This is a genomic window from Pseudoduganella chitinolytica, from assembly GCF_029028125.1.
Taxonomy (GTDB): domain Bacteria; phylum Pseudomonadota; class Gammaproteobacteria; order Burkholderiales; family Burkholderiaceae_D; genus Rugamonas; species Rugamonas chitinolytica.
In genome coordinates, this window is the sequence record NZ_CP119083.1 from 898,206 (window position 1) to 918,826 (window position 20,621).

Consider the following 20,621-nt stretch of genomic DNA (forward strand, 5'->3'; position numbering starts at 1 on the left):
GTTCAGGCCTTGTGGCGCGCTTCGACGAGGTCGATCTCGCGCACCAGCTTGCGCGAGATCTCGTCGGAGATGTGCTCGTGGCGCGCCAGGTTGAAGATGGTGCGGCGTTCGGCCTGCAGGGCGGCCAGGCGCAGCGCCCGTTCGGCCATGTCGAGCTGGCGGTGGCGCGCGGCCGCTTCCTCGTCGTCGCCGGTGCCGGTGGTGTCCAGGCGGTGCTGGTACAGCGCGATGACGCGGCCGGCCGCCTCCGGGTACATGTCGCACTCGTCGCCCTTGTGCATCAACTCCATCTGGGCCCGCTCGACGGCGGCGATCGCCGCGCTGGCCGCCTCGCGCCGGGCCAGGTCTTCCTCCTGCTGCTCGGCCGGCTCCTCCGGGAAGTGCAGGCCGCCCAGCAGGCGCGGCAAGCCGATGCTGGCGGCCACCAGGGAGATCAGGATCACGGTGCTGGCCAGGAAGATCGTCAGGTCGCGCGCGGGGAACGGCGCGCCGCCGGGCAGGGCCAGGGGCAGCGTCATCACGCCGGCCAATGTGATGGCGCCGCGCACGCCGGCCAGCGACATCGCCAGCAGCACCCGCAGCGGCGGCTGGCGCACGGCCTCGCCGCGCCGGGTCTTGCGGTACAGGGTGATGCGCAGCGCCGTCCAGACCCACAGGAAGCGCAGCGTCATCAGGCCGAACGAAATGGCGAACGCGTACAGTACCAGCCACCACGCGTTGACATGGCCGCTCTGGCTGAGCGAGACGCGGGCGCCTTCCATGATGTCGGGCAGCTGCTCGCCCAGCAGCACGAACATGACGCCGTTCAGCGCGAACTGCACCGTGTCCCACACGGCCGACCGCTGGATGCGCGTGTTGGCCATGACCTGGCCGGACAGCTCGACATAACTCATCGTGACGCCGGCCGCCACGGCGGCCAGGATGCCGGAAGCATGCAGGTGCTCGGCGGCCAGGTAGGCGCCGAACGGCATCAGCAGGTTGACGAGGATGGGCGAGCCGGCCGGCTCGCCGAAGCGGCGGAACAGGAAGCGCTGCACCCACGTGATGGCCAGCACCGTCAGCACGCCGGCGCCGATGCCGCCGGCGACGAGCCAGACGAAGGTCAGCGAGGCCTTGGTCAGCGAGAAGGCACCGGTCATCGCGGCGGCGACGGCGAAGCGGAAGCACACCAGGCCGCTGGCATCGTTCAGCAGCGATTCGCCTTCCAGGATGTGCATCAGGCGTTTCGGGATCGGCGCGCGCGACGCGATCGACGACACGGCGACGGGGTCGGTGGGCGAGACGATCGCGGCCAGCGCGAAGGCGACGGGCAGCGGCATCGCCGGAATCAGCCAGTGGATCAGGAAGCCGGCCCCGACGACGGTGAAGATGACGAGGCCCAGCGCCAGCTCGAGGATGATGGCCTTGTCGCGAAACAGGCCGCTTTTGGGAATGCGCCAGCCGTCCAGGAACAACAGCGGCGGCAGGAACAGCAGGAAGAACAGGGCCGGGTCCATCTGCACGCCATGGCCCGTAAAGCCGGCGATGACGGCGCCCAGGCCGATCTGCACGAGAGGCAGCGGCACGGCCAGCGGCAATACGCGCACGAGATAGGCGCTGGCGACGACGGCCAGCAGCATTGCCAAAACGATTTCGATCGAATCCATCCTGCCTTGTTGTATCGGGTTGTGAGCAGGGGAATTATAGGGGAGGGTGGTGTGTTACCGTCCGGCTCTTGTGCGACACCCCTATCGACGATCATGTGCGCTGCGATCCTGTTCTACGAAACCGACAAGCCGTACGGCTGCTTCTCCAATTTCTCGCGCCATCCCATCGTCATCGGCGGCGTCACATGGCCCACCAGCGAGCACTACTTTCAGGCGGCAAAATTCACCAAGCGCACGGACGTCGATGCGGTGCGCTCCGCGCCGACGCCGTTCCTCGCGGCGCAGATGGGGCGCGAGCGCCGGCGGTCATTCCGGAACGACTGGGATAGCGCGCGCGACGAGGTCATGCGCGAGGCGCTGCATGCCAAGTTCACCCAGCACACTGACTTGTTGGCGATCTTGTTGTCAACGCATGGCGCCGCGCTGGTCGAGCACACGCGCAACGACCGTTATTGGGCCCACGGCGGCGACGGTAGTGGCCTCAACATGCTCGGCGCGCCACCCACCTGCGCTGCAACAGCGCCATCCCCAACAAACCGGTACCAAGGAGCGGCAGCGAGCCCGGCTCGACCAGGACATACTGGATGGTGACCATGTGCTGCTCCTTCGAGGTGGGTGGTGCCACAGGCATGCGCGCCGTAATACCGATGAGCGGATAGCGCGCCAGCTGTTGATTCCCAACGGAATCAGACACTTCCAGCCGGCAGTGCGCCGCCGGGCACGGAAGTGCAAGGAAAACCGACGTACGGACTCTGGTGTTTTTGAAACGGTTCTGTCATAATCATGCCTCTTCTGCGGGAGTAGCTCAGTTGGTAGAGCGCAACCTTGCCAAGGTTGAGGTCGAGAGTTCGAGACTCTTCTCCCGCTCCAGAATTCAAAAAGACGCCCGCGGGCGTCTTTTTTCATTGTTCTTTTCATTGTTGGGCCGCATCGACGCGCCGGTTTTTCCGCCATCGTTTTATATTTGTCATCGGTGTTGTTTTCCGCCACTGCCGAGCCTTGCCATTAAGTTCAGGAATGGCGGTTCGACGGAATTTCTCGCCTATACTGGCCCAACGTTCCGCATGGCGCGGCAGAGATTTGAGATCGGGGATTAGCAATGAAAAGCGTACAACAGGAAATCGACGAACGCACCAACCTTACCAACACCAACAAATTCGAGCTCCTGCTGTTCCGCCTGGGTGCCGACGCCAACGGCGAGCACTCGGAACTGTACGGCATCAATGTGTTCAAGATCCGCGAGATCGTGGCGATGCCGCCCGTGACGGCGGTGGCCGGCTCGCAGCCGCACATGCTGGGTGTCGTCAACCTGCGCGGACAGATCATCCCGGTGATGGACCTGCCGGCGATCGTCGGCGTCACGCCGAAGACGGGCCTGAACATCATGCTGGTCACCGAATTCGCCCGCACCACGCAGGCGTTCGCGGTGGAGTCGGTGGACGAGATCGTGCGCCTGGACTGGAGCCAGGTGCTGACGGCCGAAGGCAGCAACGCGACGGGCATGGTGACGTCGATCGCCCGCCTGGACGGCGACACGAGCGGCACGCGCCTGGCGCAGGTGCTGGACGTGGAAACGATCCTGCGCCGCATGGTGCCGGCGGAAGGCAAGGACGTCGATCCGGAATCGATCGGTCCGAAGCTGGCGCTCAAGCAGGGCAGCTTCATCCTGGCGGCCGACGACTCCGTCGTGGCCCGCAACCTGATCGAGCAGGGCTTGCAAGCGATGAACGCGCCATTCGTCATGACGAAGTCTGGCAAGGAAGCGTGGGATAAGCTCAACAGCATCGCCGAGGGCTGCAAGGCCGAGGGCATCGCCATCGAGGACCGCGTCGCCCTGGTGCTGACCGACCTGGAAATGCCGGAGATGGACGGCTTCACGCTGACCCGCAAGGTCAAGCAGGACCCGCGCTTCTCGAAGATCCCGGTGGTGATCCACTCTTCGCTGTCGGGCAAGACCAACGAAGACCACGTCAAGGGCGTGGGCGCGGATGCCTACGTGGCGAAGTTCGTCGCGGAAGACCTGGCCGAGACCATCCGCCGCGTGCTGCACAAGCCGGCGTAAGCGGCAAGCTCCCCTAAGGAAAGAAGGCAGGCGCGAGCCTGCCTCTTTTTTTTGCGCTATGATGCCTTTTCCATAACTTGGGAGCATCGATCATGGCCGCGAATACCATCCTCTTCCTGACGGGCGACTTTGCCGAGGACTACGAAACCATGGTGCCGTTCCAGGCGCTGCAAGCCGTGGGCCACACCGTACATGCCGTCTGTCCCGGCAAGGGGGCCGGGGACAAGATCAAGACGGCCATCCACGATTTCGAAGGCGACCAGACCTACACCGAAAAGCCGGGCCACCTGTTCGCGCTGAACGCGGCGTTCGACGACGTCGACGTGGCCCGCTACGACGCGCTGATGATCGCCGGCGGCCGCGCGCCCGAGTATCTGCGCCTGAACCCGCGCGTGCTGGAAGTGGTGCGCGAGTTCGCGCAGGCGGGCAAGCCGATCGCCGCCGTTTGCCACGGCGCCCAGGTGCTGGCCGCCGCCGACGTGATCCGGGGCCGCAATATCTCGTGCTATCCGGCCTGCTCGCCGGAGGTGAAGCTGGCGGGCGCCGACTACGCCGACATCGCCGTCGACGCGGCTGTCACGGACGGCCAGTTCGTCACGGCCCCGGCCTGGCCCGCGCATCCGCAGTGGATCGCGCAGTTCCTGCGGCTGTTGGGGACCGAGATCCGCCTGTAACGGCTCAGGCTCGGGAACAAACCCGCCGGTGACAGGAGCCTGTCACCACGGATTCACAGCCGCGCCGCGTGCCACGCCAGGTGATCGGCCACGAACGTGGCAATGAAATAGTAGCCGTGGTCGTACCCCGCATGGCGCCGCAGCGTCAGCGGCTGGCCGGCTTGCGCGCACGCTTCCTCGAACGCTTCCGGATACAGCTGCTCGGCCAGGAACTTGTCGGCCAGGCCCTGGTCCACCAGGATGCCGTCGGGGAAGGGCGCCTGCATGGTCGCCATCAGCGCGCTGGCGTCGTGCCGCGCCCACGTGCGCTCGTCCGCGCCCAGGTAGCCGGTGAAGGCCTTGCGGCCCCACGGGCAGCGCATCGGCGCGGCGATCGGCGCGAGCGCGGACACCGTGCGGAACAGGTCCGGCCGGCGCAGCGCCAGCGTCAGCGCGCCGTGGCCACCCATCGAGTGGCCGAAGATGCCGACGCGGGCGCCGTCCACCGGCGAATGGTCCAGTACCAGCGCACGCAGCTCGTGCAGGTAGCTCTCCATACGGTAGTGCGTGGCCCACGGCTGCTGCGTCGCATCCAGGTAGAAGCCGGCGCCCACGCCGAAGTCCCAGCTGTCCGCCTCGCCGGGCACGTTCGCGCCGCGCGGGCTCGTGTCCGGCGCGACCAGCACGATGCCATGTTCGGCCGCATGGCGCTGGGCGCCGGCCTTGGTCATGAAGGTCTCTTCCGTGCAGGTCAGGCCGGCCAGGTAGAACAGCGCGGGCAGGCGCGCGCCGTCCGCATGGGCCGGGATGAAGACGGAAAAGCGCATCGGCAGGCCGATGGCGCTCGACTGGTGGCGGAAGAAGCGCTGCACGCCGCCGAAGCAGGCGTGTTCGCTGAGGAGTTCCAGCATGATGTGTCCTTATGTGGTGGTCCGCCGGATTGTATAACCAACTCGGGCACCGGGATGGAAACAGGAAAGACGGTGACTGTCACCGCTTTCCGGACTTGGCTGGAAACAGGGGGCTGTCCCGGGTTTTGGGATGTCGTGCGACACCGTTGCGTTTCTTGCTATAAAGTCACCATAAGTCACTACGGATGAGTTATCCGGCCTGATGTTACAATTGCCGGCGTTTGCATTTGTGCAAATGTATTCCTGCCGATCCTGCCCGGCATTTTCTCGACAATAGGAGGAACCCTCTATGCCAGATTTCCTGGTTATCTCGGCCGAACTAGCGTGGCCGCTCGCTGTACTGCTGGCCTGGCTGGCCGGCGAATTCATACACCGCTGGACCAAGCTGCCGCGCATCAGCGTATATGGCCTGGTCGGCTTCCTGTGCGCCCAGGCCTTCCCGGACCTGTTCATGACGGAAGGGTCCAGTCCCGTTACCCTGCTGGCCAACGTCGCGTTCGGCCTGATCCTGTTCGAACTGGGGTATCGCGTCAACCTGCATTGGCTGCGCATTAACCCGTGGGTGCCCGTCAGCGGCCTGGTCGAGACGTTTGCCACGTTCGGCGTCGTCTACCTGATCGCCCACCTGTGGGGCCTGCCGTCGATGACGTCGCTGCTGCTGGCATCGCTGGCGATGTCGACGTCGCCCGCCGGCGTGCTGCGCGTGATCAACGAGCAGCGCAGCTCGGGCCAGGTGACGGAGCGCGTGCTGCACCTGGTCGCCATGAACTGCGTGCTGGCGGTGCTGGTGTTCAAGGTCATCGTCGGCTTCTGGGTGTTCCAGACGTCCGGCAGCCTGACGCAGGCGATCTCGCACAGCCTGATCGAACTGGTCGCCTCGGCGCTGCTGGGCGCCGTGTTCGGCATGGTGGTCCCGGCCGTGCTGCGCCACCTGGGCACGCTGTCGCGCGACGGCACCGTCGCCTTCGCGCTGGTCGTCGTGATCCTGGTCGCCATCACCCACGCGGCCGACCTGTCGCCCGTGCTGGCCACGCTGGCATTCGGCCTGACGGCGCGCCACCGCCGCGTCGCGTTCACCCGCACGGTGCGTAATTTCGGCGCCATCGGCGAGCTGATGACGGTGCTGCTGTTCGTCTTCGCCGTCTCGACCCTCAGCTGGAACAACGTGCTGTTCGGCGGCGGCCTGGCCATCGTGCTGCTGCTGGCGCGCCTGCTCGTCAAGACGGTCAGCGTCGCCGCGTTCGCCCACGTGGGCGGCATCCCGTGGCGCAAGGGCATCCTGACGGGTGTCGCGCTGTCGCCGATGTCCGTGTTCGTCGTGCTGCTGCTGGAGCAGACCAAGTACGCGGGCATCGTGCTCGTGGACGAACTGGCGGCGGTGGCCGCGATGACGCTGTTCATGGAAGTGATCGGCCCGATCTTCACCCAGCGCGCCCTGATCCTGGCGCGCGAAACGGCACAGGAGTAAGCCATGCCATTAGAAACCTTCAACGGCGGAACGCCCCTGACCATGGGCGTCGAACTGGAGCTGCAACTGGTCAGCTTCTCCGACTACGACCTGACCGCGTCCAGCCCGGACCTGCTGCACCTGCTGGCGCGCAAGCCGTTCCCGGGCAACGTGACGCCCGAGATCACGGAGAGCATGATCGAGATTAACAGCGACGTGCACACCAGGCACAGCGAGCTGCTGGCGCAGCTGCACGAGGTGCGCGACACGCTGGTGACGGCGGGCGAGCAGCTCAATATCGGCATCGCCGGCGGCGGCACGCACCCGTTCCAGAAATGGGTCGAGCGGCGCATCTTCGAGAAGCCCCGCTTCAAGCAGGTGTCGCAGCTGTACGGCTACCTGGCCAAGCAGTTCACGGTGTTCGGCCAGCACGTGCACATCGGCTGCGCCAACGGCGACGACGCGCTGTTCCTGCTGCATTCGCTGTCGCGCTACCTGCCGCATTTCATCGCGTTGTCGGCGTCGTCGCCGTTCGTGCAGGGCGGCGACACGCTGTTCAACTCGGCCCGCCTGAACTCCGTGTTCGCGTTCCCGATGAGCGGGCGCGCGCCATTCCTGCTGTCGTGGGACGAGTTCGAACACAGCTACTTCGCCAAGATGGAGCACACGGGCGTCATCAAGAGCATGAAGGACTTCTACTGGGACATCCGGCCGAAGCCCGAATACGGCACCATCGAGCTGCGCGTATGCGACACGCCGCTGACGGTGGAGCGTGCCGCCGCGCTGGCGTGCTACCTGCAAGCGCTGTGCGCCTACCTGCTGGAACGCAAGGAGGAGCCGCCGGCGGAGGACGACTACCTGGTGTACAACTACAACCGCTTCCAGGCGTGCCGCTTCGGCCTCGATGGCACGGTGGTGCATCCGAAGACGTATGAAAGCCTGTCGCTGCGCGAGGACATCCTGACGACCTTGCGCAAGATGGACCCGTACGCGGAAAAGCTGGGCGGGACGGCTGCGCTGAACCACCTCATGCAGGTAACGCACATGGGCAGCGACGCCCAGTACCTGCGCGACCAGTTCAACGCCAGCGGCAGCGTCGAGGGCATCGTGGATGCGGCGGTGCGGCGCTTCCGGGGAAGAATGTAAAGAACGTTGTTACCAGGGGTGTGAAGAGTGTTGGGGACGGACACCTCGCTGCGCGGCTGTGCCGCGCAGCGAGGATGTCGGTCCCCAAGTCATCAGAAGCGGGTCTCCCGCGCCACCCGCAGGAAGTTGTCGAGAATCCCCGTGCAATCGAGCAGCTCCTCGCCGCCGGCGCGGTGGAACTCCGGGTGCCACTGCAGGCCCATGACGAATGGCGCCTTGCGGTAGCGGATCGCTTCCACCACGCCGTCCGGCACGGACAGCGCCTCCACCTGCATGTCGCGCCCCAGCGTCTTGACGGCCTGGTGGTGGATCGAATTGACGACGCCCCCCAGGCGCTGGCCGAACAGCTTCGCCAGCGATGACTCGGGCGGGAACACGATCTCGTGGCGGTGGCGGTCGTAGTCGTCGTGCACGTGCGGCAGCGCCGTCGGCACGTCGGTGGCGATGTCCTGGTACAGCGTGCCGCCAAAGGCCACGTTGATCAGCTGGCAGCCCCTGCAGATGCCCAGCACGGGCTTGCCCGCCTCGACGAATTCGTGCAGCAGCTCCAGCTCGTACATGTCGCGCGCGCGGTCGCCGCTCCATTCCGGGCGCGTGGGCGTCTCCGCATAGCTTTGCGGCGATACGTCCGCGCCGCCCTGCAGCACCAGGCCATCCAGGTGCTTGGCATAGTCGCGCAGGCGGATGTTGGAGGGGTGCAGCAGGCCGTCCGTGTTCACGGTCGGGATCATGAACACCAGCACGTCGCGCGACATCACCCATTGCGCGATCGACTCCTCCAGGTACTGCAGGTTCTTGCTGCGCAGGCCCGTGGCGCCGGGCTCCGGATGGAAGATGCGCGCCGAGATGCCGATGCGCAGGGGGCGCTGCATGACGCGCCGCGTGACGGCCGCCGCGACGCGCTGGTAGCGCGCCTTGATGACGCGGCCCCACAGCGAGAACACGGAGTCGCCCGGGTCGATGTAGCGGGGCGTGTCGTCCCTGCGGCGGCTGTGTTCGCGCTCCGGACCCGCCGCGCCGTCCTTGCGGCGCTGGTCTTGCTCGCCGTCGTTCATGTGCTCTCCCATGCTGCCTGCTATAAGGTGAAGGGCAGGGGCTGCAGGCCGAAGCTTTCGTCGATCACCTCGATGCTGGAGAGCAGGCCGCCCAGGCCCGCGTTCAGGCGGGTCAGGTGGGCCGGCTCCAGCTTGGCCAGGGCCTCCGGCAACAGGCCGCGGGCCGGTTTCGGTGCCGCTTCCAGCAGCGCTTGCCCCTCTGCGGAAAGGAACAGTTTTACCACACGCTGATCAGCAGGGTCGCGCGTCTTGACGACGAAGCCCTTGCGCACCAGGCCTTCCAGCAGGTTGCTGGTAGTGGCCTGGCGGATCGCCAGCAGCGCCGTGACCTGCCCCACGCGCAGGCCGGGCGCTTCCGCCAGTTCCTGCATGATCCACAACTGGGCGCCGTTGACGCCGCACTGCTTCTCGATCCACAGCGAATGCCGCTGCGCCGCCCGGATCACCACGCGCAGCTTTTGGAGCACCTCCAGGCTGCCCGAACGACCGTCTTCCGGCACCGTGCCGCTGTCACTTGCCCCACCGTTCCCGCCTGCCTTGCCGCTCATGTCCGCGCGCGCTCCTTGTCGTGTGGCACAAATAGATTTTTAGGAATATAATTTGCGGCTATGAAAGCCAACCCTTCAACGCACGGGGCGGCTAAATGGTTTACCGGGCGCCGCGCTTAGGGCGCATTGCCCGTCACCCGAGGCGGGTCGCGCCTCAGCACAGGCCGGCCGCAGCGCCGCCGGTATCGGAAGCGAACGAACAATGCAGGAGTTGAGTCCCGAACTGCGCAGCTTCATCCTGACGCTGCCGTCTGTCCCATTCTTGGAAGCCCTGCTGCTCGTGCATGCGGCACCCGACCAGATCTGGACCGCCGAAGCCATCGCGCGCCGGCTGTACCTGCAGGGGATCGCCCCCGCACTGCAGATCGTCGAGCAGTTGACGGCGCGCGGCTTCTGCGTGGCCACGAGCGACGGCCAGCTGGCGTACCGACCGGCCGACCCGGCGCTGCACGAAGCCGTCACGCAACTGGCGGCGATCTACCGCCAGCAGCTGATCGAGATCACGCGCCTGGTACACGGATAAGCCGGGCCTGGCGGCACGAATAACCGCTAGAATAGGTCGTCCCCCCAAACACGAGGTTCCGATGACCGCCGCGACGCCGACCGAACGCCGTGCGACCCAAGCCACCGGCACCGCCCAGGCGCAACGCGCGCGCGTGCTGCCACTGCTGTTCCCCTTCCTGCTGGTCGTCGCGGCGCTGGTCGTCGACGGCTTGCTGTTCTACCGCGCCAACCGCGTGCCCACGGCGGTCCCGATCGGGATCGCGCTGGCGCTGTTGATCCTGCTGACGTTGAAGTACTTCTGGGCCGGCGGCTGGCCGCGGCCGCGTGCTGCCTGGTGGCCGGGGCGGCGCTGGCGGCGATCTACCTGACACCGCTGCGCGCGACGCAGATCCAGGCGGTGCACACGGCGCGCTTCCTGGTCAAGGCCCCGGCCTATCGCGCCGAAGCGGCGCGCGCGCCCATCGATGCGGAAACCGGGCGGCGCTATCGCGAGTGGCGCTGGGAGACGCAGCCGGTCGCCAGTACCACCCTGGTCTACGACGAAAGCGACGCGCTGGCACGGCGCGTCAAGCCGCGCCAGGGCAAGCTGGCCGAGGCCGACCAGGTCTACCCGGTCGCGCCGCATTTCTACGTGGTGGTCGGTTACGCGCTGTAGGCCGGGAGCGGCAACGCGTAGTCGAAGCGGTAGCGGTGCACGCCGTCCTCCATCGTGAGCGCCAGCGTGCCCGCGATACCGGCCAGGTCGCCGCTGCCGCTGCCCGGCGTGACGACGACCAGCAGGCTGTCGCGCCCCGCCAGCATCGTACCGGAGTGCTGCAGCACGCAGCTGCCATGGCGCCCGGCCAGCGTGCCCGTGAAGCGCTCCAGCGCGACGTAGCCGGCGCTGCCGTCGCCCGGGCGGCCGGCCGTCAGCATCTCGCCGCTGCTGGTGCCTGCCAGCGGACCGGCGTAGGTTTTCGTGAACGTCATGCGCGAGGCCGGGTCATCCGCGCCCGACCAGCTGCCCGCCGGCGTATACGCGATCTCGAAGGTTCCCGTGACACTGGTCGATTCCATCGGCTGCTCTCCATCGTTGATAATGGCGCCAGTCTAGTCAACGCCATGGAACAGGGATTGGAAAAAAACGACAAGCGCCCAGGCGCGCCGAAAGGCGTCGTCGATCCGGCCGGCGCGGCCCGCCGCATCAGCCTGCGCCAGCACGCACCGGCACGGGCGCTGGCCCACTGCATCGAATACTTCTGGATCGTCGAATGGGACCTGCGCGGACAGCCCACCCAGACCCAGCGCGTACTGCCGTATCCGAACGTGCACCTGGCGTTCGAAGCCGGCGAGGCGACGCTGCATGGCGTGGCTGTGGGGCCGTTCGAGAAGACCTTGCAGGGGCAGGGCCGGGTGCTGGGCGTGCGCTTGCGCCCAGGCGGCTCGCGTGCCTTCGTCGGTGGCGACGTGGCCGCCCTGACGGGACGCGTGCTGCCGTCGGCGCTGTGGCTGGAAATGCCCACCGACGCCGCACGGGCGGTGGTGCATGCGGCCGACGATGCCGGCATGATCGCGGCCGCGCACGAACTGCTGGCGCCGCGTATCGCCGCGCTGGCGCCGGACCCGCGCGCGGCGCTGGCCGAGCGCGCCGTGCTGGCCGCCCAGGCCGAGCGGGGGCCTGTCAGCGTGGCCGCCTTGTCCCAGGCGGTCGACCTGGACGAGCGCGCCTTGCAGCGGCTGTTCCGCACTTACGTGGGCGTGCCGCCGAAGTGGGTGATCCAGCGCTTCCGCCTGCAGGAGGCGGCCGCCCGGCTCGCGGCCCCCGGCCCGGTCGACCTGGCCCTGCTGGCGCAGGAGCTGGGTTTCTTCGACCAGGCCCACCTGACGCGCGGCTTTACCAGCTTGGTAGGGCGGGCGCCGCTGGAGTACTGGAGGAGCCAGCAGCGCGGACTGGTCGGTTGATTCTTTGATAAATCGGGCGCTGGTCTGTATATACTATCGGGCAGCCAGACCATCCGGTAATGCCATGCCAGATTCCCCCAACAGCTGGACCGAATTCACCCCGCGCGCTCGAGTCGGTGCGCCGTACGTACGAAGACGCCGGCAACCAGGCCCGGATCGACATCGCGCACCGCGTGCAGCGCTGGTCGAACCAGGTCGGCGAGTCGCTGGCCAGCGTTGCCGCGGCCAGCATGAAGATCGACACGGTGCGCTGCATGTGGGCCGTCCGGACCGCGCTGGACGATTCGCAGCCGCGCTTTGTCGCGCTGCTCAAGGAGCGCTTCGCCGGCATCGATTTTTCGATGGTGATCCACCTGCTGCACGAGATGATGAAGCAGGTGGCGCTGTACCTGGGCGGCGGTGCCGTGCTGGGCGCCACGGCCGGTGGCGCCGTGGGTGCGCTGGTTGGCGGCGTGGGGGCCATTCCGGGTGCGGCGATGGGTGCGCAGGCGGGCCTGGCGATCGGCACCGAGATCCTCGTCTGGATGGGCCTGGGCATGCTGGTGATGGACATGAGCCGCACGGTGCCCGACCTGTGCAAGCTGTTCGCGCAAGGCTTCGCCAGTGCCTGGAGCGCCGGCGAACTGCCGGACGATGCCCATGAGAAGCGCCTGCGGCTGATGCGCCAGGCCGCCGATGCGTTCGCCGAAGGCGAGATGCTGCTCGTCAAGGCCATCCTGACGGCGCTGGTGCTGTACCTGTCGCGCGGCCAGGTTCAAAACTCGATGCTGGTGCAGAACCTGTCGAAGAGCAAGCTCGGCCCCCGCTTCGCCGAATGGGTGGGCCAGAACCGCGACAAGCTGATGCGGCACCCGGGCCTGCAGCCGAAAATCGCCAGCGCGCAGGGCGCCGCCGAGGCCGGTGCGCCGAAAGCCACGGCCGCCAAGCCGGAGGCGCCCAAGCCGGCCGAGGCGCCGCCGCCCAAGCAGGGTGTGGCGAAAAGCGAATATCCCTGCGTGCAGATCGGCAAACCCGTCAACCCGAACACGGGCGCCAAGGTCCTGCTGGGCGAGCTGGACCTGGATTTCACCTTGCCGGCGCCGCTGCCGATCGTCTGGCAGCGCACCTACAGCTCCGCGCAGCGCAAGGTCGGCTGGCTGGGCCAAGGCTGGGCGCTGCCCATCAGCGATACGCTGCAGGTCAGCGCGGACGAAGTCGTCGTCATGGATGCGTTCGACCGCGAAATCACCTTCTCGCTGCCACGGGTGGGCGAATCGATCTATTCGCCATCCGAACAGATCACCCTGGTGCGCACGGACGACAACACGTTCGAGTTGGTCGACAACAACGGCCTGCGCACGCACTTCGCCATCCTGTACGGCGGCGGCATCGCCCGGCTGACCGGCTGGCAGGACGCCAACAGCAACCACATCCGCATCGAGTACGACGCCCGCCAGTTGCCGGTCCGCATCGACGACAGCGCCGGCCACAGCCTGGCGCTGGAATTCGGCCAGGTGCGTGGCGACGTGCGTCTGCTGTCCGTGACCTTGCTGCCGGCCTCGCCGGAGCAGACCGCGCAAACGCTGGTGCGCTACGAATACGACGACCACGGCGACCTGCGCCGCGTGCGCAACCGCGCCGGCGACGTGGTCCGTCAGTTCGCCTACCGCCACCACATCATGGTGGAGCACGGTCAGCCCGACGGCCTGATCTCCCGCTACGAATACGATATCGAAGGCCCCAGCGGCAAAGTGCTGCGCAACTGGACCAACACGGGCCAGTGGTGGCAGTTCGAATACCGGCCGCACGAAACGGTCGTCATCGACCAGCTGGGCCGCAAGGAGCAGTACCGCTTCGACCTGCGCGGCCGCCTGATCGCGCAACTGGATGCGGCCGGCGGCGGCACGAGCTACAAGCTGGATGGCAACGGCAACCTGCTGCAATTGAAGGACCCGGCCGGGCGCACGATCCGCTACCGCTACGACGAGCGCAGCCGCGTGATCCGCGTCGAACGGGGCGAGCGCGGCACGGGCATCGTCTACGACGGCCGGTTCGACAAGCCGGCCCTGATCACCGATGCACTGGGCGCGACAACGGTACTGCGCTACGACAACCAGGGCAACCTCACCAGCGTGACAAACGCGCTGGGCCAGCGCACGGCGTACCAGTACGACGACCGTGGTTTGCCTATCAAAGTGACGGATGCACGCGGCGGCGTCAAGCAACTGGCGTACAACCGCGCCGGCCAGTTGATCGCGTACACGGACTGCTCGGGCAGCACCAGTAACTTCAGCTACGACGACGAAGGCCGCCTGGTCCGCGCGACCGATCCAAATGGGCACGCCAGCACGTATGCGTACGATGCCCTGGGCCGCCTGCAAGCGGTCACGCACGCCGACAACACCACGGAGCGTTACGAATACGACCACCTGGGCCGCCTGGTCGCGCACATCGACCCCGCCGGCCACCGCACCGCCTACCAGCTCGACCGCGACGGCAAGCCATTAAAACGCATCGACGCGCGCGGTGGCGTGCGTGAATACCGCTACAACACGGCGCGCCGCATCGCCGAGCTGATCAACGAAAACGGCGACGTCCACCGCTTCGTCTACGACGAGCTGGACCGGCTGATCGAGGAGACCAGCTTCGATGCCCGGCTGACGCGTTATCGCTACGACGGCAGCGGCCTGCTGGTCGGCAAGGAAGAGCTGGGCTGCGCACCGCGCACCGAAACCACCCCGATCGCGACCACCTACGTGCGCGACAGCCTGGGCCAGCTGATCGAAAAGGAAATCGCGCGCGTGACGGGTATCGCACAGGCCCAGCAGCTGCGCCTGCGCTACGCGTACGACGCACTGGGCAGGATGACGCAGGCGACGAATGCGGATGCGACCGTCACGATGGCGTACGACGCGCTGGGCCAGCTGGTGTCGGAGCAGACGGAAGCGTCCGGTGCCAGCACGCTGCTGCGTCACGCCTACGACGAGCTGGGCAACCGCGTGCAGACGACCTTGCCGGACGGGCGCGTGCTGAACAACCTGTACTACGGCTCGGGGCACCTGCACCAGATCAACCTGGATGGCGAACTCATTACCGATATCGAGCGGGATCGCGCGCACCGGATGGTCAGCCGCACGCAGGGGGCGCTGGTCAGCCAGTTCCAGTACGATCCCGTCGGCCGTCTGCTGTCGCAAACTGCCGGCAAGCCTACTGCCGGTGAGGGCGCGGCGCCTGTTATCGCGCGCAAGTACGAGTACGATGAGGTCGGCAATCTCGTGTCGATCGACGACCAGCGCAACGGCGTTACGCGCTACAGCTACGATCCGATCGGGCGCATCCTGTCGGCCGTGCAGCCGAACCTGTCGGAGCGCTTCGCTTTCGATCCGGCGCACAATCTGCTCGATACCACCGTCGCGTCGGTTGGCCGTGTCGAGGGCAATCGCATCCGGGTCTACGAAGACAAGCGGTATGACTACGACGAGCATGGCAATGTCGTCGAGAAGCTGATCGGCAAGCATACCCGGATGCGCTTTGAGTGGAATGGCGCGCATCAGATGGTCAAGAGCATTGTGGCGCGGAACTCGTCCGATGCCGCGCAGACGGTTCGTTATGTCTATGATCCCTTCGGGCGGCGGATTGCGAAGCGGGATGCGTTTGGGCTGACGCGGTTTGTTTGGGATGGCGATCGCCTGCTCTGCGAACAGCGCGGCAGTCACTCGCGCACCCACGTTTACGGTGGGGATGCATTTGTGCCGCTAGCTCGCATCGATTCCATACCGGATGCTGATTCGGCCTTACGAGTCGAAGTTCGACATGTGCACACAGATCATCTGGGCACGCCTCGCGAGCTGACGAATTCCGATGGTAGGGTTGGCTGGGCTGCTCTGTATCGGACCTGGGGAAATGTTTTAAGCGTACTAGAGACAGTTCCACAAGCTTCCCTAGCGGACGATCACACCAATGACGTAAGATCAGCGCAGCCGATTCGTTTCCAAGGACAGTATTACGACAACGAAAGCGGGCTACATTACAACCGATTTCGTTACTATGACCCGGACATTGGTCGCTTCGTCTCAGTCGACCCGATCAGCTTGTCGGGCGGGCCAAACGCTTTCGCTTATGCTCCCAACCCGATCAGCTGGAGCGATGCTCTTGGTCTGGCTCCATGCCGAACGGGTAAAGGGACCCCCTCGCTGACCAGTGGGGATGCTGCGTCAAGTTCGCCGAATACGACGCGCTCGGGGGTGACGCGAACTAATGCTGCCGACTGGCGTGCCCTACGCGACCACTGGGAGGACGTCGGTTACGGAGAGATATTGAGTAACGATAACCTGACCGCCATCGCAAAGGGCCGAACCCCAAGGGTCGACGAAACATGGGTGCGAGCTTTTCCTGAAGATGCTGGTCTGATGGGCGAAAAGATATCGATGCATCATATTGGCAGCACGCCGGTAACAGTACCATTACCGGCGACGCACCATTTAGATGCGCATATGCCGGGTGGGTTTCGATACAATATTGGCGGACCAGGTTCTGCGCTACCATTTTACCCAAGAACGTCTGCTAAACCATGAGGGAATAATGCAAAGCCAACTGGAACAGGATCGTAAAACAGAGCTGTTGTTGTTCTTCCTGGTCGGAGACCCAGCCGAGGGAGACCGCGCGGAAATTTTGAAAACGATCGAAGAAATGTCTGCGTCGCGACAGTGGGTTCTTGGTCCGCCAAGGTTTGTCGATACTGTGGATCATAGCGGCACTCATCCAGATGACTTGCCGATAGTAACGATAGGCGGAGCGCTGGAATTATATTCTGCGTCCGCCGCTGAGTTATCTCGTGACATCGACCGGCTTCACCTTGAAGAGGTCGAATGCATTGTTGATCGCATCCAAAGCCTGTCTGCCGAACGTAACTTGGAGTTTGAATTTGAGCTTGATGGGCAGTATGTGGGCACGATTGACTGTGGCAATGTCGATGACACGCTTGCGAAAGGCCTAATAGAAGAGTGGCGAAATCATATCAATGCATCAAGTTGAGATTGAGTGAGGGCACCCAATGTGGTGAAAAAGTCGTTGTAATGTGGTTCGGCACAAAAGCTTACGGGGAGGAGGTATCCTTCTCGCAGCTGCCGTGCCGCCCAAGGCGTGTCAAATGGTGTTAACCCGAGATTCCTCAATGCTGACATTAGGTTGGGGGCCGCACTATATGTAGCGAACAGCCTGGAGCTGCTATTGCTAAACTTGAATCGGGCCTTCGCAATTCGCAGTCAGTCGAGACGTTCAATTTCGTGCCACGGGAATCCACGCTAGTACGCTTTGCTACTTCAATGGGACGTGCTATGGCAGACACCATCGTCGATATGCGCCGGCCGCACCCTTCCAGCTTCGAGGATGCTACTGTTGCGCCAGCGCGCGCTACAGGGTGCTGGACCATGGACTTGCATGTATCGAGAGCGCTAATCAGCGTAACCCTCTGATTAACATTCACGCGGTCCTGACGAGTAATCCGTGCCGTATTGCCCTACCGCCCAAAATACCGCGCATGCAACGCCTCCAGCCGCACCTCGTGCGCCGGCTGCGCCAGCACCACCCGTCCCCCCTGCAACAGGCACACGTGATCGGCAATGGCCACCGCCTGTGCCGTATTCTGCTCGACCAGCACGATGGTGCGGCCCTCCGCCTTGAGCCGGGCCAGCACTTCGAACAGCTCGGCGACGACGATGGGGGCGAGGCCCAGCGACGGCTCGTCGATGACGAGGATGCGCGGATCGGCCATCAGCGCGCGCGCCAGCGCGACCATCTGCGCTTCGCCGCCGGACAGCGAGCCGGCGGCCTGGCGGCGCCGTTCGGCCAGGCGGGGGAACATCGCGTACGCGGCGGCCAGCCGTTCCTGTACGTGCGGGCGGTGGCGCCGCGCGTAGGCGCCCATAACCAGGTTTTCCTCCACCGTCATCGCCTGGAAGACCATGCGGCCTTCCGGCACCATCGCGATGCCGGCATCGGCCATGCGCCAGGTGGGCGTGCCGTCGATGCGGGCGCCGTCCAGGCGGATTTCGCCCTGGCTGACGGGCACCAGGCCCATTAACGCGCGCAGCAACGTGGTCTTGCCCGCGCCGTTCGGGCCGACGATCGTCATCAGCTTGCCGGCCGCGCACTGCAGCGACACGTCCCACAACACGTTGATGGCGCCATAGCCGGCGCGTACGTTGGCCAGTTCAAGCATGCGCGGCCCCCGTGCCCAGGTAGCTGCGCATGACGGCCGGGTCGCGGAACACGGCGTCCGGCGTGCCGTCCGCGATCAGGCGGCCCGCATCGAGCACCGCCACGCGGCGGCACAGGTCGCCGATCGTTTCGATGTCGTGCTCGATGATGACGATGCCCACGCCGAAGCGCGCGTGCAGGTCGCGCAGCATGCCCATGAAATGGCGCTTCGCCGTCGTCTCCAGCCCGGCCAGCACTTCGTCCAGCAGCAGCAGGCGCGGGTTCGTCGCCAGCGCCTTGGCCACTTCCAGCGCCTTCAGCTCCGTCAGCGCAAGGCCGGTTGCCGCATCGCGTCCGGCCTTGCCCGCGAGGCCCGTGAAGTCGAGCACCTCGGCGATCCGGGTTTCGTCCACCCGGCCGGTGCCGAAGCGCTGCGCCACCACGAGGTTCTCGCGCACCGTCAGCTGGTGCAGCGGCTGCGGGATCTGGAACGTGCGGCCCAGCCCTAGCCGGGCGCGCCGGAACAGCGGTATCCGCCCGATGTCCTTGCCGTCCAGGCGGATGCTGCCAGCGGCCGGTCGCACCAGGCCAGAAATGGCGTTGAACAGCGTGGTCTTGCCGGCGCCGTTCGGCCCGACCAGGCCCAGCACGTCGTCCGCCGCGATGCGCAGGCTGACGCCGTCCACCGCGGCCAGGGCGCCGAAACGCACCGTGACGTTGTCCAGTTCAAGCATCGCGCCGCCGTGCCAGCAGCGGCAGCAGGCCGCGCGGGCTGAACACGATCATCGCTACCAGCAGCGCGCCCAGGACCAGCTGGTGCCCGCCGGGCAGCCAGCTCTTGAAGAGCAGCTGGTCCAGCAGGTAGATGACGACGGCGCCCAGCAGCGGTCCCGCCACCGTGCGGTAGCCGCCGAAGATCGCCGCCACGATGGGCAGCGTCACCCACAGGCCGGCGAACGCGTAGTCGGGTTCCAGGAAACCGATGTAGTGGGCATTGAAGGCGCCCACGACGCCGGTCATGAACGCGGACAGCAACAGCATCGCGCCCTTCAGCAGCGTACTGTCCACGCCCAGCACGCGGGTGGCGTCCTCACTGCCGTGCATGGCCCGCAGCGCCAGGCCGTAATGGCTGGCCGCCACGCGCGCGTACGTCCACGCGCACAGGCAGACGATCGTCAGGATCACGAAATAGGCGCCGGTGCGCGTGCCGAAGTCGATGCCTGCGATCACCGGCAGCGGCGGGATGCCGGCGATGCCGGCCGCGCCGCCCGTCACGGACGACCATTCGGTGGCGACGATGCGGAAGATGTGGGCGAACGCCAGGATCGCCAGCGCGAAGTAGGGCCCGCGCAGCCGCAGCACGGGCAGCATGACGAGTGCCGCCAGCACGGCGCCCACGCCGCCCAGCAGCAGCCCCACGGGCACGGGCAGGCCTGCGCGTGCCGTCACGAGCGCCGAGACATAGCCGCCGACACCGACGAACGCCGAATGGCCGAAGCTGACCATGCCGCCCAGGTTGCCCAGGAGCGCCCAGGCCAGGGCGATGCCGCCGATGACGAGCGCCGCATCGACCAGGCTCATGACGTAGCTGCTGTGCCCCAGCAGCAGCGGCACGCCGACATAGGCGGCCAGCAGCAGCAACGGAATGGACGCGCGCTTCATCCGCGCCTCGCAGTCGCGCCCAGCAAGCCGTTGGGCAGCACGAACAGCACCAGCAGGAACAGGCCCATGCCGGCCAGCTCCTGCAGCGCCGAACTGGCCAGCGTCACCGTCAGCGCTTCGGCCACGCCCAGCAGCACGGCACCCAGCAGCACGCCGGGAATCGAGCCGACACCCGCCAGTACGGTGATGACGAAGGCCTTGACCGTCAGCGCGGCGCCCAGCGCGGGCTGGATCACGCCGACGCTGTACAGGGCCACGCCGGCGCACGCGGCCAGCATGCCGGCTACCAGGAACGCGACCAGTTCCGCACGGCCGGGCGCGACGCCCATCAGCTGGGCGGCATCGCGGTTGCCGGCGACGGCCCGCACGGCGCGGCCATGCCAGGTCTTCGCCAGCCACCACCACAGGGCGCCCATCAGCAGCAGGCTGGCACCGAACGATACCAGCTCGCCGCGCATGGCGAACAGGGGGCCGGCCACGACAGCCTCCTGCAGCCAGGGCGAGGACGTCGAGCGCACGTCGGCCGACCAGACCAGCAGCATCGTGTTGGTCAGGATGACGCCGATGCCGAACGTGGCGATCAGCGAGTTGATCTCGCGGTCCACGTGGATGCGGGCGACGACGAAGTGGACGGCGGCGGCGGCCGCGCACACGAGGGCCAGCGCCGCGGGGATGGCCGCCAGCGGCGATGCGCCCAGCCGGCTTTCCACCGTATAGGCGACGTAGGCCGCCAGCAGCACCAGTTCGCCATGCGCCAGGTTGATCACCCGCATCGTGCCGAACACGAGGGCCAGCCCCAGCGCCACGAGCGCGTAGGCGCCGCCGGCCAGCACGCCGGAGTACAGCGCCTGCAGGACGAGTTCCGTCAT

Annotated in this window: 20 protein-coding genes and 1 tRNA gene; 12 read left to right on the forward strand and 9 right to left on the reverse strand. The window is 66.3% G+C overall.

Annotation, left to right across the window (positions count from 1 at the left end; all coding sequences use genetic code 11):
• Positions 1–2: 2 nt before the first annotated feature.
• Entirely contained in the window at positions 3–1,646 is a 1,644-nt protein-coding gene (locus PX653_RS03965) for a Na+/H+ antiporter (RefSeq protein ID WP_277416626.1), read from the reverse strand.
• Between the two features lie 93 nt (positions 1,647–1,739).
• Here PX653_RS03965 and ybiA point away from each other — a divergent pair, with 93 nt between their 5' ends.
• From ybiA to PX653_RS03985, 4 genes are all read left to right on the forward strand, one after another.
• Positions 1,740–2,237, forward strand: coding sequence for a riboflavin biosynthesis intermediates N-glycosidase (ybiA, locus tag PX653_RS03970; protein WP_277416627.1), 498 nt, complete (start codon positions 1,740–1,742; stop codon positions 2,235–2,237).
• A 203-nt stretch (positions 2,238–2,440) separates the two neighbouring features.
• Positions 2,441–2,516 (forward strand) — tRNA-Gly (locus PX653_RS03975).
• A gap of 229 nt (positions 2,517–2,745) precedes the next feature.
• Positions 2,746–3,708 (forward strand): chemotaxis protein, encoded by a 963-nt coding sequence (locus PX653_RS03980; protein ID WP_277416628.1) that lies wholly within the window; start codon positions 2,746–2,748, stop codon positions 3,706–3,708.
• Positions 3,709–3,800: 92 nt separating this feature from the next.
• Positions 3,801–4,382: a DJ-1/PfpI family protein gene (locus PX653_RS03985; RefSeq protein ID WP_277416629.1), complete on the forward strand. Its 582-nt coding sequence runs from the start codon at positions 3,801–3,803 to the stop codon at positions 4,380–4,382.
• 53 nt (positions 4,383–4,435) lie between these two features.
• On the opposite strand, the gene fghA is transcribed toward PX653_RS03985, so the two are convergent.
• Complete coding sequence (fghA, locus tag PX653_RS03990; RefSeq protein WP_277416630.1) at positions 4,436–5,272, reverse strand: S-formylglutathione hydrolase; 837 nt, start codon at positions 5,270–5,272, stop codon at positions 4,436–4,438.
• A 289-nt stretch (positions 5,273–5,561) separates the two neighbouring features.
• On the opposite strand from fghA, the gene PX653_RS03995 reads away from it, so the two are divergent.
• Both PX653_RS03995 and PX653_RS04000 read left to right on the forward strand, forming a co-directional pair.
• Entirely contained in the window at positions 5,562–6,740 is a 1,179-nt protein-coding gene (locus tag PX653_RS03995; protein ID WP_277416631.1) for a cation:proton antiporter, read from the forward strand.
• Positions 6,741–6,743: 3 nt separating this feature from the next.
• Complete coding sequence (locus PX653_RS04000; protein ID WP_277416632.1) at positions 6,744–7,865, forward strand: YbdK family carboxylate-amine ligase; 1,122 nt, start codon at positions 6,744–6,746, stop codon at positions 7,863–7,865.
• A gap of 92 nt (positions 7,866–7,957) precedes the next feature.
• Here the strand turns inward: PX653_RS04000 and PX653_RS04005 are convergent, their stop codons facing one another.
• Both PX653_RS04005 and PX653_RS04010 read right to left on the reverse strand, forming a co-directional pair.
• The gene (locus tag PX653_RS04005; protein WP_371876412.1) at positions 7,958–8,920 is read right to left on the reverse strand and encodes a gamma-glutamyl-gamma-aminobutyrate hydrolase family protein; all 963 of its coding nucleotides are present in this window, start codon (positions 8,918–8,920) and stop codon (positions 7,958–7,960) included.
• Positions 8,921–8,940: 20 nt separating this feature from the next.
• A complete protein-coding gene (locus PX653_RS04010; RefSeq protein WP_277416634.1) occupies positions 8,941–9,468 on the reverse strand; it encodes a MarR family winged helix-turn-helix transcriptional regulator in 528 nt (175 codons plus the stop codon).
• A 202-nt stretch (positions 9,469–9,670) separates the two neighbouring features.
• Between PX653_RS04010 and PX653_RS04015 the strand changes: the two genes are divergently transcribed.
• The 3 genes from PX653_RS04015 (at position 9,671) to PX653_RS04025 (ending at position 10,627) form a co-directional block, all read left to right on the forward strand.
• Entirely contained in the window at positions 9,671–9,991 is a 321-nt protein-coding gene (locus PX653_RS04015) for a hypothetical protein (protein WP_277416635.1), read from the forward strand.
• 61 nt (positions 9,992–10,052) lie between these two features.
• The gene (locus tag PX653_RS04020; RefSeq protein WP_277416636.1) at positions 10,053–10,340 is read left to right on the forward strand and encodes a hypothetical protein; all 288 of its coding nucleotides are present in this window, start codon (positions 10,053–10,055) and stop codon (positions 10,338–10,340) included.
• Positions 10,307–10,627, forward strand: a complete 321-nt coding sequence (locus PX653_RS04025; protein WP_277416637.1) for a hypothetical protein — start codon at positions 10,307–10,309, stop codon at positions 10,625–10,627. The genes PX653_RS04020 and PX653_RS04025 overlap by 34 nt, the downstream gene beginning before the upstream one ends.
• Here the strand turns inward: PX653_RS04025 and PX653_RS04030 are convergent.
• Positions 10,615–11,028, reverse strand: a complete 414-nt coding sequence (locus tag PX653_RS04030; RefSeq protein ID WP_277416638.1) for a DUF3224 domain-containing protein — start codon at positions 11,026–11,028, stop codon at positions 10,615–10,617. The two genes, PX653_RS04025 and PX653_RS04030, sit on opposite strands and share 13 nt — an antisense overlap.
• 57 nt (positions 11,029–11,085) lie before the next feature.
• Between PX653_RS04030 and PX653_RS04035 the strand changes: the two genes are divergently transcribed.
• The 3 genes from PX653_RS04035 to PX653_RS04045 all read left to right on the forward strand — a co-directional run bounded on the left by PX653_RS04035 (position 11,086) and on the right by PX653_RS04045 (position 16,926).
• On the forward strand, positions 11,086–11,913 hold the full coding sequence (locus PX653_RS04035; protein WP_277416639.1) for a helix-turn-helix domain-containing protein: 828 nt from the start codon (positions 11,086–11,088) through the stop codon (positions 11,911–11,913).
• A 116-nt stretch (positions 11,914–12,029) separates the two neighbouring features.
• Positions 12,030–16,466 (forward strand): DUF6861 domain-containing protein, encoded by a 4,437-nt coding sequence (locus tag PX653_RS04040; protein WP_277416640.1) that lies wholly within the window; start codon positions 12,030–12,032, stop codon positions 16,464–16,466.
• A gap of 7 nt (positions 16,467–16,473) precedes the next feature.
• A complete protein-coding gene (locus PX653_RS04045; RefSeq protein ID WP_277416641.1) occupies positions 16,474–16,926 on the forward strand; it encodes a hypothetical protein in 453 nt (150 codons plus the stop codon).
• Between the two features lie 484 nt (positions 16,927–17,410).
• Here PX653_RS04045 and PX653_RS04050 read toward each other — a convergent pair whose 3' ends face one another.
• The 4 genes from PX653_RS04050 to PX653_RS04065 are packed head-to-tail and all read right to left on the reverse strand — an operon-like array spanning position 17,411 to position 20,621.
• Entirely contained in the window at positions 17,411–18,112 is a 702-nt protein-coding gene (locus PX653_RS04050; RefSeq protein WP_277416642.1) for an ABC transporter ATP-binding protein, read from the reverse strand.
• Positions 18,105–18,824: an ABC transporter ATP-binding protein gene (locus PX653_RS04055; protein WP_277416643.1), complete on the reverse strand. Its 720-nt coding sequence runs from the start codon at positions 18,822–18,824 to the stop codon at positions 18,105–18,107. The genes PX653_RS04050 and PX653_RS04055 overlap by 8 nt, the downstream gene beginning before the upstream one ends.
• Positions 18,817–19,752: a branched-chain amino acid ABC transporter permease gene (locus PX653_RS04060; RefSeq protein ID WP_277416644.1), complete on the reverse strand. Its 936-nt coding sequence runs from the start codon at positions 19,750–19,752 to the stop codon at positions 18,817–18,819. Before PX653_RS04060 ends, PX653_RS04055 begins: the two co-directional genes overlap by 8 nt.
• Entirely contained in the window at positions 19,749–20,621 is an 873-nt protein-coding gene (locus PX653_RS04065; RefSeq protein ID WP_277416645.1) for a branched-chain amino acid ABC transporter permease, read from the reverse strand. Before PX653_RS04065 ends, PX653_RS04060 begins: the two co-directional genes overlap by 4 nt.